At 47.3% G+C, this 13,059-nt stretch carries 10 protein-coding genes; 6 read left to right on the top strand and 4 right to left on the bottom strand.

Annotated elements, in window-relative coordinates:
- The first annotated feature begins 72 nt into the window (after window positions 1-72).
- Window positions 73-2,886, top strand: a complete 2,814-nt coding sequence (gene glnE / locus QMF28_RS08425) for a bifunctional [glutamate--ammonia ligase]-adenylyl-L-tyrosine phosphorylase/[glutamate--ammonia-ligase] adenylyltransferase (RefSeq protein WP_281742297.1) — start codon at window positions 73-75, stop codon at window positions 2,884-2,886.
- 27 nt (window positions 2,887-2,913) lie between these two features.
- Here glnE and recN read toward each other — a convergent pair whose 3' ends face one another.
- Together recN and QMF28_RS08415 are read right to left on the bottom strand one after the other, a co-directional pair.
- The gene (recN, locus tag QMF28_RS08420; RefSeq protein WP_281742295.1) at window positions 2,914-4,584 is read right to left on the bottom strand and encodes a DNA repair protein RecN; all 1,671 of its coding nucleotides are present in this window, start codon (window positions 4,582-4,584) and stop codon (window positions 2,914-2,916) included.
- Window positions 4,585-4,610: 26 nt separating this feature from the next.
- Window positions 4,611-5,516 carry an NAD kinase gene (locus tag QMF28_RS08415; protein WP_281742294.1) on the bottom strand — a complete coding sequence of 302 codons (906 nt, stop codon included), beginning with the start codon at window positions 5,514-5,516 and terminating at the stop codon, window positions 4,611-4,613.
- A 37-nt stretch (window positions 5,517-5,553) separates the two neighbouring features.
- Between QMF28_RS08415 and hrcA the strand changes: the two genes are divergently transcribed.
- The 5 genes from hrcA to dnaJ all read left to right on the top strand — a co-directional run bounded on the left by hrcA (window position 5,554) and on the right by dnaJ (window position 11,646).
- Window positions 5,554-6,564, top strand: a complete 1,011-nt coding sequence (gene hrcA, locus QMF28_RS08410; RefSeq protein WP_068320877.1) for a heat-inducible transcriptional repressor HrcA — start codon at window positions 5,554-5,556, stop codon at window positions 6,562-6,564.
- Between the two features lie 41 nt (window positions 6,565-6,605).
- Window positions 6,606-7,700, top strand: coding sequence for a ferrochelatase (gene hemH, locus QMF28_RS08405; RefSeq protein ID WP_281742293.1), 1,095 nt, complete (start codon window positions 6,606-6,608; stop codon window positions 7,698-7,700).
- A gap of 66 nt (window positions 7,701-7,766) precedes the next feature.
- Window positions 7,767-8,315 (top strand): nucleotide exchange factor GrpE, encoded by a 549-nt coding sequence (gene grpE / locus QMF28_RS08400; RefSeq protein WP_281742291.1) that lies wholly within the window; start codon window positions 7,767-7,769, stop codon window positions 8,313-8,315.
- 156 nt (window positions 8,316-8,471) lie between these two features.
- Window positions 8,472-10,409 (top strand): molecular chaperone DnaK, encoded by a 1,938-nt coding sequence (gene dnaK, locus QMF28_RS08395; RefSeq protein WP_068320872.1) that lies wholly within the window; start codon window positions 8,472-8,474, stop codon window positions 10,407-10,409.
- Window positions 10,410-10,509: 100 nt separating this feature from the next.
- Window positions 10,510-11,646, top strand: a complete 1,137-nt coding sequence (dnaJ, locus tag QMF28_RS08390) for a molecular chaperone DnaJ (RefSeq protein WP_281742290.1) — start codon at window positions 10,510-10,512, stop codon at window positions 11,644-11,646.
- 26 nt (window positions 11,647-11,672) lie between these two features.
- Here dnaJ and panB read toward each other — a convergent pair whose 3' ends face one another.
- Together panB and folK are read right to left on the bottom strand one after the other, a co-directional pair.
- Window positions 11,673-12,491 (bottom strand): 3-methyl-2-oxobutanoate hydroxymethyltransferase, encoded by an 819-nt coding sequence (gene panB / locus QMF28_RS08385; protein WP_281742288.1) that lies wholly within the window; start codon window positions 12,489-12,491, stop codon window positions 11,673-11,675.
- 17 nt (window positions 12,492-12,508) lie between these two features.
- Window positions 12,509-13,036, bottom strand: coding sequence for a 2-amino-4-hydroxy-6-hydroxymethyldihydropteridine diphosphokinase (gene folK / locus QMF28_RS08380; protein WP_068320865.1), 528 nt, complete (start codon window positions 13,034-13,036; stop codon window positions 12,509-12,511).
- Window positions 13,037-13,059 lie beyond the last annotated feature (23 nt).

Below are 13,059 nucleotides of genomic sequence, written 5' to 3'. Positions count from 1 at the left end.
TATTATCCGTCAGCCTTAGCTTCATCGCCAAGCTTATGCCAGGGGATTTCAAGGTCGGATTAAGATGGGGGGATGGATGATTTTTCCCAACAAATCGATTTTTTGCAGCGGCATTCGACTTATGCGCGACGTTGGCTAAGTGCGCGCCCCGAATGGGTTGAGTGGCTTGCCATTCAGGGGCAAAAAAAGGTTGATTTGCAAGGTATTAGGAATTTACTGGACGAGTGCCAGGCAATTTCTGCATCAAACGAGCAGGATGAGGCTGAGTGGATGGCCAATTTGCGCTTGGCAAGGCAGCGCTTAATGTTATGGGTGGCATTTCGGGATCTAAATGGTTTGGCTGATTTGGATGAGGTCACCCACGCACTAAGTCATTTTGCCGAATTAGCGGTTTCCACTTCGATTGCATTTATTCGAGAAGATCTCAAAAATCGTTTTGGTTTGCCTTGGAGTAATACGACCCAATCTGAAATGCCTCTCATGGTTGTTGGTATGGGTAAATTGGGTGGTCTTGAGTTAAATCTCTCTTCAGATATCGATCTCATATTTTTGTATGAGCATGAGGGTGAGACTGCTGGTGGCCCTAAGAGCTTGTCTAATCACGAGTGGTTTTCTCGAATGGGTAAGCGCTTAATCAAGTTACTTGCTGAGCACGATGCCAACGGTTTTGTATTCCGTGTAGATATGCGCCTTCGTCCTAATGGCGATTCAGGGCCTTTGGTATGTAGTTTAGACATGTTAGAGGAATACCTTTTGGTGCAGGGTAGAGAGTGGGAGCGCTATGCCTGGATTAAAGGTAGGTTGATTGCGCCACTACCAGGGTCTCCAGACTTTGCTCATTGTCAAAAAGAACTTGATCAGCTGATTCGCCCCTTTGTATATCGCAGGCATTTAGATTACGGCGTGATTGCCTCTATTCGTGATCTGCATGCACAAATACAGGCCGAAGCTGAAAAAAGATCCTCGGGTCATCAAGGGCGTTCACGTGATATTAAGTTGGGTCGCGGCGGCATACGAGAGATTGAGTTTTTAGCGCAAATGTTCCAGTTGATGAGGGGGGGCACGGATCCTCGCTTTAGAGTGCGCCCTAGCTTAGAAGTGTTAGAGCTCATTAAGCATTGCAATATCCTGCCTGCTCATGAGGTGGAGTCATTACAAGCTGCTTATATTTTCCTAAGACGTTTAGAGCATCGCATACAGGTTTGGGATGATCAGCAAACGCATTACCTGCCAGACGATGAAAGTGCGCGTGCGCGCTTGGCGATTTCGATGCAAGGTCAAGATGCCCAGGCGGGTGATCTTATGGCTGAATTGGAACAACACCAAAATCATGTTGCGCACTTATTCGAAAAGGCCTTCTTGTTGGACGATGGTGCGCGCCTTGAAATAATCCCCTTAGCTATTGGCTGGGTTCCTGATCAAGCATTCTTCCCTGGCTCTTGTGCGCGCTGGCAGGCTTGGGTAGATGGCCCAAAGCAAAAGTTATTACCTGAAAAAAGCCGTTTAATTTTTGATAACTTAATGTGTAAAGCCGCAGAAAGTTTGCAAAATGATGGCTCTAATTCAGCTCATGCAGATCAAACACTATTACGTTTTTTTGACTTGCTTGAGGCGATTGCTAGGCGCAGTGCATATCTTTCTATTTTGGCCGAGTATCCCAGAGCACTGTCAAATGTATTGGATTTGCTCAAGGCCTCTCAATGGGGAGCTCAATATTTAACGCGCCACCCCCATTTACTCGATTACTTATTGAATTCTCAGGCTGAAAGAGCATTAATTGAGGATCCTGAAAAATATTGGGGTGATGTGAGATCTAATCTCAATATGCAGCTTGATGATGTGATGTCTGATGGTGATGGCTCTGAGCAGGCAATGGATATTTTGCGAGTGACTCATCACAATGAAACGTTCATTACGCTATTGACGGATCTCGGAATTGGCGTACAACAAGCTTTGCCGGTAGAGCAAGTAAGCGATCATTTATCTGCGCTGGCAGACTTGATTCTGCAAACTACCTTTGAGCGAGTATGGCCAAGCGTGCTTAAGAAGTTTGAGTTACCTGCCGATACAAATCCACCTTTTGCTGTTATTTCTTATGGCAAGTTGGGTGGCAAAGAGTTGGGCTACGCATCTGATTTAGACATTATCTTTTTATATCAGGCAGATGAGGCTGATTACGCTGCCCAAGAAATTTATGCTCTGTTAGCAAAGAGAATGATTAACTGGCTTACAGCGTTTACTTCTACTGGCAGTCTATTTGAAATTGATACCCGCTTGCGTCCTAATGGATCGGCTGGATTCTTGGTGACCAATGCGGAGGCTTTTAGGAAGTATCAGCTTCGTGAGGGTGACAATGCTGCTTGGGTTTGGGAGCATCAGGCTCTCACGCGCGCACGCTTCTCAGCGGGTAATTCGCTGGTGGGCTCATTCTTTGATTCGGTTCGTTCTGAAGTGTTAAGCCAACAAAGAAACATTGAGCAACTCCGCTCTGAAATTTTAGAGATGCGTCGTAAAGTCCATGCAGGTCACCCTAACGCCAACCCAGAATTTGACTTAAAGCACGATGCTGGCGGCATGGTAGATATTGAGTTCATAGTCCAATTCTTGGTGCTTGCTTATGTTCATCAGCATCCAAAATTGATCGGCAATCTCGGTAATATTGCTTTGTTACAGATTGCTGGTGAGATTGGTTTGATTGCTGCTGAGGCGGCGCAATCCGTTGGCGATGCTTATCGCTTATTAAGGGCGCGCCAACATCGATTACGTTTAGACGGAGCTGAAAAAACTCGTGTCGATTTAGATCAAGAGCCTGAGTTCATTGCTGCCAGGGATGCAGTTCAAGCACTTTGGCTAGAAATATTTAAAGCGCCCTCTAGTTTGAACTAGAGCACCTTGTTGCTTAAGATCGTTACTTTAGTTTTGCTCTAGTAATTCGCGAGCATGGCGACGAGTGGTATCAGTAATGGTGGCGCCGCCAAGCATTCTGGCTACTTCTTCGACTCGCTCAGTTCTGCCAAGGACTTGCACATGCGAAACGGTCTTCTCACCACTTTGCGATTTGCTAATCTTAAAGTGATGATTACCTTGCGCAGCTACCTGAGGTAAATGGGTTACGCATAAGATCTGATGGGACTGGCCTAATTGATGCAATAGCTTACCTACGGTTTCAGCGACAGCTCCGCCAATGCCAGCATCGACCTCGTCAAATATGAGGGTCGGCGTGAATGAGGCTTTGCTGGTAATGACGCTGATAGCTAGGCTGATGCGCGCTAATTCACCGCCGGAGGCAACTTTTGCGAGTGAGCGAGGGGTGCTGCCGGCATGACCAGCTACTAGGAATTCAATTTGCTCCAAGCCGTGCGATCCACCTTCGTTTAGCGGCACCAGAGCAATCTCCAGGCGACCGCCTGCCATAGATAAATCTTGCATAGCGCTAGTCACTAATTCACCCAGTTCTTTTGCAGCCTTACTACGTTTTTGTGTGAGTTGTTTTGCTAGCTTTAAGTAGGTGGCCTCTTCCTGCTTAACCTGCTCGCGAAGCGCTTCAATATTTTGTGAGGCTGTTAGGGCATCTAGTCGCTCTGCTGTCTCGAGCAGAAGCTTCGGCAGCTCATCAGTTTCAGCGCGATATTTACGAGCGGCACTATGCAATGCTTGCATACGTTCTTCAACTTGCGCAAGACGAGCTGGGTCCAAATCTATTTTTTGTAAGTAGCGATTGAGTCCATGAATCGCTTCGTCCAGCTGAATGCTTGCTGACTCTAGCGATTGACTAATGTCGCTAAGGCTGGGGTCATGCTCAGCAAGCGCACTGATATTTACGCATACTTTAGACAGGGTGGATTCCAGTGAATTATCAGCGTCACTCAAAATATCAACTGCCTCTTGGCAGCCGCCAATCAGCTTTGCGCCATTGGCTAAACGAGCATGTTCACTTTGAATGTTCGCCCATTCCCCTTCCTGTGGGGAAAGGTCGGTGAGCTCATCTAACTGCCACTGAAGGCGCTCGCGTTCACGCTCCACATCTTGACCAGCGTTTTCTGCTTGTTCAAGGCGACGACGTGAATCTGCAAGTGTTTTGAATGCTGTTGCTACTTCACTGGCAAGCGGAAGTAATCCAGCATGACTATCGAGGAGCTCTCGTTGAGCGCCTCCCTTTAGCAAAAGTTGGTGCGCATGTTGACCATGAATATCTACTAATTGATCGCCTGCTTCACGCAATTGCGTTAAGGTGGCAACGCTGCCATTAATAAAAGCACGGCTGCGACCATTGGCCTCCACCGTTCTTTTGAGTACCAAGCTTTGTCCGTCATCCTCCAGAGGAAAGCCTTGCTCATCAAGCCATTTACTCAACTCTTTAGACTGATTTGGCTCAATGCGAAAGAGGGCGGAGATTTCTGCTCGGTTACAGCCTTCACGAATTTGGCTGCTATCAGCGCGCTCACCCAAGGCTAAGCTAAGGGCATCTAGGAGGATGGATTTACCGGCGCCAGTCTCACCTGTCAGCACGGTAAACCCGCTAGTGAGATCTAACTCTAGTTGATCAACAATGACAAAGTCACGAAGTGAGATGGTTTGAAGCATGTATTAGCGTAGCAAAAAACTCGACATCAGAATGTCGATGGGTACTCATTCCAGTGCAGCTTCTCACGCAAGGTTTTGTAGTCGCTATGACTGCGTGGGTGCAACAGGGTAATTGTTTTTTCAGACTGACGAACTTCAATCTTGTCACCTGTTTGTAAATCAGTTTGTGATTGCATATCGAAGTTGACAATGACTTCTCGACCGTCAACCACTTCAATAATGGTGACAGAATCTTCTGGCAGCACGATTGGACGATTCGAAAGTGAGTGAGGCGCAATTGGCGCTAGCAAGATGCCGGCTACACGGGGATGCAAGATGGGTCCACCTGCTGAGAGGGCGTAAGCCGTTGAGCCAGTTGGGGTCGACACGATCAAGCCATCAGATCGTTGGTTGTACATGAATGAACCATTAACATGAACCGCCAATTCCACCATCCCAGAAATTCCAGAACGATTTACGACCACATCGTTTAGCGCTAATGCGCGATTGATTTCTTTGCCCTTGCGCAACACAACGGCATCAAGTAATGTACGAGTATCGGCTTCGTATTCGCCAGCAATGATTTTTGGAAGGGTATCCTGCACCGACTGAATGGGGATATCAGTCATATAACCCAGGCGTCCCATATTGATGCCTACTAGCGGCACATTGCTTCCTGCCAGTTGACGACCAATTCCTAGCATTGTGCCGTCGCCCCCGAGGACTACGACCAAATCAATTGCGCCGGCAAAGTCTTCTGCGGTCTTGGTGGGGAATTCTTTTAAACCCAAATGTTGGGCTGTGGCTGCCTCTAAAAAGACCTCGCAACCCAGACTCTTGACCAACTTAGCCAGGTCCTTCAGGTGCTCATCAATGCCGTCAGCATGGAATTTGCCGACAATCGCAACCCGGCTAAATGCCTTCTTGGTGGAATTTGGGGATGGGCTTAACATATAACGATTAAACCATAGGCATAAAATCCCTTCCACCATGGATGAACGTTCCCGCGCCCTACTCAAAACCCTCATCGAGCGCTATATCGAGGAGGGTCAGCCTATTGGCTCCCGCACTCTGTCTAGATACTCGGGTTTAGACCTGTCGGCAGCCACCATCCGCAATGTCATGGCGGACTTGGAGGATATGGGTTTAGTGACTAGTCCCCACACCTCTGCTGGCCGCATCCCTACCCCACGAGGCTATCGCTTGTTCGTTGACACCATGGTGACAGTCCGTCCTTTGGAGGAGATAGCAGCTCGAGAGGTGGAAAAAGGCCTTTTGCCGGACTCCCCGCAACGCGTTTTGACCTCTGCCGCTCAGATTTTGTCGAACTTGACTCATTTCGCTGGGGTGGTGATGACGCCGAAGCGCGCCCAGGTTTTTAAGCACATTGAGTTTTTGCGCTTAGGCGAAGGCAAGATCTTATTAATTATGGTGACCCCAGAAGGGGATGTGCAAAACCGCATCTTGCCGACGACTCAAGATTACACGCCAAGTCAACTCATTGAGGCAGGCAACTTTATCAATACCCATTTTGCGGGTAAAAGTTTTGATCAAGTGCGCCTACATCTGAAATCCGACTTAGACAATTTACGGACAGATATTTCTGGGTTGATGGCTTTGGCTTTGCAAAGCGGTGTTGCCGATTACGACATGAGTCGTGGCGACATGGTTTTATCTGGTGAACGTCGCTTGCTGAATGTTGGCGATTTAAGTTCTAACTTAGATAAGTTGCGCAAGATGTTTGACATGTTGGAGCAAAAATCAGTCCTAATGCAATTGCTTGATGTATCGAGCCACGCTGATGGCATTCAGATTTTTATTGGCGGTGAGAGTGACTTATTACCTTATGAAGATCTGGCTGTAATCAGCGCCCCATATAGCGTTGATGGGCAGATAGTAGGTACGCTTGGCGTCATTGGGCCAACTCGTATGGCTTATGACAGAGTGATTCCAATTGTCGATATCACCTCAAAATTATTGTCCGGGGCGCTGAGTTCCTAATCCTCGATCTATACCTATTAATTAACAAGAGACAAACTATCTTGAATCCGAACCCGCATCTACGTGCCTCCAAAACAGCAGTCTTAGTACTGAACTTGGGCACGCCCTCAGCGCCAACATCAAAAGCAGTGCGTGCTTATTTAAAAGAATTTCTTTCTGATCCGCGAGTCGTAGAAATTCCACGCATTATTTGGTGGTGCATTTTGAATGGCATCATTTTGCCAATTCGTAGTAGTGCCTCTGCAAAAAAATATGCCTCTATCTGGTTGCCAAAATTAGGCTCTCCTTTAATGCACTACTCACGTCTTCAGGCGAAAGAGCTCGGCGATAAATTTGCGAATGAGGGCCATACAGTGTTGGTGGATTTGGCGATGCGTTATGGACAACCCTCTACCCAGTCTGCCCTCGAGGGCCTGAAGGCACAAGGCATGGAGCGTTTATTGGTACTACCTTTGTATCCTCAGTACTCTGCCACCACTACAGCATCCAGCTTTGATGAAGTCTTTCGTGTTTTGAGTACTTGGCGCGATCAGCCTGAATTGCGCTTGGTAAAGCACTATCACGATAACCCTGCTTATATTGCTGCGCTACGCGATCAAGTTTTAAGTGCCTGGGATAAAGATGGGCGACCAGACTTTGCTAAGGGTGACCGCTTTGTGATGTCGTTTCATGGATTGCCAAAACGCAACTTGATGCAGGGTGATCCCTACCACTGCGAGTGTTTAAAAACAGGACGTTTGCTTGGTGAGTCTCTTGGTTTGGAGCCGGGTCAATACCTTGTTACATTCCAATCACGCTTTGGTAAAGCAGAGTGGTTAAAGCCATATACAGCCCCAACGATTGAAAAGCTGGCTAAAGAAGGTTGTCAGCGGATTGATATTTTTTGCCCAGGATTTCCGGCCGACTGCTTAGAAACGCTGGAAGAAATTGCCATGGAGGCCCGCGAAACCTTCTTGGAGCATGGTGGCAAAGACTATCGTTATATTCCATGCCTTAACAGCAACCCTAAGTGGATTGAGGCTCTGAGCGATATTGCTCATCATCATTTACAGGGCTGGTCTTTGGGGACGGAGTCTGAGGCTGAATTAGCTAAGCGCGCTGAAAGGGCTGAGTTGGCTGAAAAAGCAAAGACTTGAAATTGAATTGATTGACCCCACATTACAAAGCAAGAGCCATCTTTAGAGAAAAGTAAAATAGCGTCTATGACACAAGAAAATCAAAACCCATCCCCAGAACAAGAGAATCTTGCGGCAGATCCGGCCAGTGAAGCTGCAGCAGAAACGCCAGCTGTAAAAACCCCAGAACAAGAAATTGCTGAACTCAATCAAAAGATTGGCGAGTTACAAGATAATTTTTTACGCGCAAAAGCTGAGGGTGAAAACATTCGCCGCCGTGCTGTTGAAGATATTGCTAAGGCGCATAAATTTGCGATTGAAAGTTTTGCCGAGCATTTGGTGCCAGTGACAGATAGTCTCTATGCAGCATTGAGTACTGATGCGGTGGATGCTAAAGCATTTAAAGAGGGCTTAGAAATTACCCTCAAGCAATTGCTCTCCGCATTTGAGAAGGGTCGCATGACGGAAATTAACCCTGCGGTTGGGGATAAATTTGACCCCCATCATCATCAGGCGATCGCTTCGGTGCCATCAGAGCAAGAACCTAATACCGTGGTTTCAGTGCTGCAGCGTGGCTATACCGTGGCAGATCGGGTCCTCAGACCTGCTTTGGTAACGGTTAGCGCCCCCAAATAAAGAGAAAATCGGGGTAAAACCCCAAAAAAGGGATAAAAAAGGCAGATTTCTGCCTTTTTTGCTATTTAACCCCTTGAAATCCCTTTTTTAGACCCCATTTACTGGGTATCGAAATATTCATTAGTACAACAAACAATTTAATTTTTTGGAGCAATTATGGGAAAGATTATCGGTATCGACTTAGGAACCACGAATTCATGTGTTTCAGTCGTTGAAAACAATGCACCTAAAGTTGTCGAGAATGCCGAAGGCGCTCGCACGACTCCATCCATCATCGCTTACGTTGAAGATGGCGAAGTATTGGTTGGCGCGCCTGCAAAACGTCAATCAGTGACGAATCCTAAAAACACCATCTACGCAGTGAAGCGTTTGATGGGTCGTAAATTTACAGACCCTGAAGTGCAAAAAGATATTGGCTTGATGCCTTATTCAATTATTGCCGCTGATAACGGAGATGCTTGGGTTGAAGCACGCGACAAGAAAATGGCGCCACAACAAGTGTCCGCTGAAATTTTGCGTAAGATGAAAAAAACTGCCGAAGACTATCTCGGAGAAGAAGTGACAGAAGCGGTTATTACTGTTCCTGCATACTTCAATGACAGCCAACGTCAAGCAACTAAAGATGCTGGCCGTATTGCTGGCTTGGATGTAAAGCGCATCATTAACGAACCAACCGCAGCTGCTTTGGCATTTGGTCTGGACAAGCAAGACAAAGCTGATCGCAAGATCGCTGTGTATGACTTGGGTGGCGGTACATTCGACGTTTCTATCATTGAGATTGCTAACGTTGATGGTGAGAAGCAGTTTGAAGTGCTTTCAACTAACGGTGACACATTCTTAGGTGGTGAAGACTTTGACCAACGCATCATTGACTGGATCATTGCTGAGTTCAAGAAAGAACAAGGCGTTGATTTGAGCAAAGACGTATTGGCATTGCAACGCTTAAAAGATGCTGCTGAAAAAGCCAAGATTGAATTGTCATCCGCTCAACAAACAGAAATCAATTTGCCATACGTGACAGCTGACGCTAGCGGTCCTAAGCATTTGAATTTGAAGTTGACTCGTGCCAAGTTGGAGTCTTTGGTAGAGGAGTTGATCAAGCGTACCGCTGGTCCTTGCTTAACTGCCATTAAAGACGCTGGCGTAAACGTAGCAGATATCGACGACGTCATTTTGGTCGGTGGTCAAACACGTATGCCTGCGGTTCAAGACAAAGTAAAAGAAATCTTTGGTAAAGAGCCACGTAAAGACGTTAACCCAGATGAAGCAGTTGCTGTTGGTGCTGCGATTCAAGGTTCTGTATTGTCTGGCGACCGTAAAGACGTATTGCTCTTGGACGTTACCCCATTGTCATTGGGTATCGAAACTCTTGGCGGCGTAATGACCAAGATGATTCCTAAGAACACAACGATTCCTACTAAGCATTCACAGGTTTACTCCACTGCTGAAGACAACCAGCCTGCTGTAACTATTAAGTGCTTCCAAGGTGAACGCGAGATGGCTGCAGCTAACAAATTGCTTGGTGAATTTAACCTCGAGGGTATTGCTCCTGCGCAGCGTGGTATGCCACAAATTGAAGTGACCTTTGACATCGATGCCAACGGTATCTTGCACGTAACTGCAAAAGATAAAACGACTGGTAAAGAAAACAAGATCACCATCAAGGCAAACTCTGGCCTGACTGAAGAAGAAATTCAACGCATGGTTAAGGATGCTGAGGCGAATGCTGCTGAAGATAAGAAAGCATTAGAGCTGGTTACTGCCCGCAATACTGCTGATGCTTTGGCTCACTCAACCAAGAAGGCTTTGGAAGAGCATGGTGCTAGCTTAGAAGCCTCTGAAAAAGAAGCGATTGAAGCAGCCCTCAAGGACTTGGATGAAGCTATTAAAGGTAGCGACAAAGAAGCGATTGAAGCAAAAACAGAAGCATTGGGTAAGGCAAGTCAGAAGCTGGGCGAAAAAGTCATGGCTGCTGAGCAAGCTAAAGCTGGTGGCGCTGCTGCTGGTGCAGCTCCAGGCGGCGCGGCTCCTGGCCAAGCCCCTGATGCAGACGTTGTTGACGCTGATTTCAAAGAGGTTGATGACAAGAAGTAATTCTGAAATCAGACATTCATTGATGTAGTTTTGATGTACTTAAATAACAAGTCGGCCTCGTGCCGACTTGTGTCATTCAGGTTGTTGAGAGGAATAGGCCGTGCCTAAAAGTAAACGCGATTTTTATGAAGTGCTGGGTGTATCAAAAGGCGCCAGCGACGAAGAGCTAAAAAAGGCTTATCGCAAGATGGCGATGAAACATCATCCAGATCGCAATCCGGATAGTAAAACGGCTGAAGCTCAGTTTAAAGAAGTTAAGGAAGCCTACGAAACCTTGACTGACCCTAATAAGCGAGCTGCCTACGACCAGTACGGCCATGCTGGCGTTGATCCGTCGATGGGTGGTGGATTTGGTGGTGGCGGTTTCGGTGGCGGTGGATTTGCCGATGCATTCGGCGACATTTTTGGTGATATTTTTGGTCAAGGCGGCGGTCGCCAATCTGGCCCACAGGTCTATAAAGGTGCAGACTTGCGCTACAACATGGACATTACGCTGGAGCAAGCTGCTGAGGGGTATACAACTCAAATTCGCGTACCAAGTTGGAGTAATTGCAAGCCCTGCCATGGTACTGGTACAGAGCCGGGGTCCAAGGCTGAGACCTGTACCACTTGTAATGGTCATGGTCAGGTACGTGTACAACAAGGCTTTTTCTCCATGCAGCAAACTTGCCCTAAGTGCCGCGGCACTGGCGAATACATTCCAAAGCCCTGCAAAACTTGTCACGGTACTGGAAAGCATAAAGAACAAAAAACACTCGAAATCAAAATACCAGCAGGTATCGATGATGGCATGCGCGTGCGTTCTGTTGGTAACGGCGAGCCCGGTATTAACGGCGGCCCATCTGGCGATCTCTATGTTGAGGTTCGCGTAAAGCCGCACAAAGTATTTGAGCGTGATGGCAGTGATTTGCATGTGCAAATGCCAATCTCTTTTGCAACCGCAACGATCGGTGGTGAAATTGAAGTGCCAACACTCTCTGGCCGCGTTGAGTTTCCGATTCCAGAAGGTACGCAGACTGGTAAGACATTCCGTTTGCGCAATAAAGGTATAAAAGGCTTGCGTTCAACACTGGTGGGTGATCTTTTTGTTCACGTATTGGTGGAGACCCCGGTCAAACTGACTGATGAGCAGAAGAAATTGCTGCAGAAGTTTGATGACAGCCTCAAATCTGGTGGCGACAAACATAGCCCCCAGCAAAAGGGCTGGTTTGATGGTGTGAAGAGTTTCTTTAGCTAGAAATTGTTGAGTCGGCTAGCTGGTAATTAGCCAGCAAAGCCGTGCTCTGGCCCTGGGAATTTCCCAGACTTCACCTCTCGTACGTAAGCCTTAATAGCTGCCTCTACAGAGTGGTGACCATCCATAAAGTTTTTGACAAACTTAGGTGGCTTACCTGGGCTAACGCCCAGCATATCCTGAAGTACTAATACCTGACCAGAGCAATCTGGGCCAGCACCAATACCAATCGTTGGGATATGTAGCTCGGCAGTAATTCTTTCGCCTAGTGATGAGGGGATGGCTTCGAGCACAACCATTTGCGCGCCAGCTTCCTGACAAGCAAGTGCTTGTTCGAGCATAACGCTGGCAGCATCTTTGGATTTGCCTTGTACCTTGTAACCACCTAGGACGTGAACTGATTGTGGCAGTAGGCCCAAGTGTGCGCATACGGGAACACTGCGCTCTACCAAGTGACGAATGATATCTACTTGCCAATCGCCACCACCCTCAAGTTTGACCATGTCTGCACCAGCTCGCATCAGTTGAGCGGATGACTCTAATGCTTGAACTGGATCTCCATAGCTTGCGAAAGGAAGATCGGCAATCAAAAAAGCATGTGTATTGGCACGAGCCACACACTCGGTGTGGTACGCGACTTGCTCTACGGTCACCGGGGTTGTGCTGGAATGACCTTGAATCACATTACCAAGAGAGTCACCAACCAAAATTGTTTCAACCCCACAGCGATTCAGTAGCGCGGACATGGTTGAATCATATGCTGTGAGCATAGAAATTTTTTCACCCTCAGCATGCATTGCGAGGAGCTTGGTGATTGTGATTGGCTTATCGCCTTGTAAGTAACCCATGGCGAGAGTTTAATGAATTAATGCGCCGATTGGCTATAAACGTCTTTTTCCCCGCAATTGCAGTTCCTGCAGGGGAGTTTTTCAATTCTTTGGTGGGCAACATTCGGTAAATAGGCTTTGAGCTCACCCCATTGTGGCAAGAAGATTTCGGGGGCTATTTCCAGGAGGGGGAGGAGTACAAATGAACGCTCAATGATTTTGGGATGAGGAAGCATGAGCTCCGTCTCATTTTGAGTCACCCCTTCAAATGAGAGGATATCGAGATCAAGGGTACGAGGAGCATTTGCATAAGGGCGCTCACGACCGAACTCTTGTTCAATCGTTTGGCAAACATGCAGCAGGCCGTAAGGAGACAGTTCGGTTTCAACTTCAATAACGGCGTTGATGTAATCGCCGCCAGTAGCCTCAACGGGCGCACTTTGATAAAAGCAGCTTTTTGCCAGAATTTGGAGTTCAGAACGTAATGCTAAGCAAACAATGGCATCAGTAATGAGCTGACGCGTATCGCCAATATTGCCGCCAAATCCGATATATGCCCGTGCCATAGAGTTCCAAACTAGAGATGGAA

Source organism: Polynucleobacter yangtzensis, assembly GCF_027924165.1.
In the GTDB taxonomy this organism is placed as follows: domain Bacteria; phylum Pseudomonadota; class Gammaproteobacteria; order Burkholderiales; family Burkholderiaceae; genus Polynucleobacter; species Polynucleobacter yangtzensis.
This window is presented reverse-complemented; position numbering and strand designations above follow the sequence as displayed.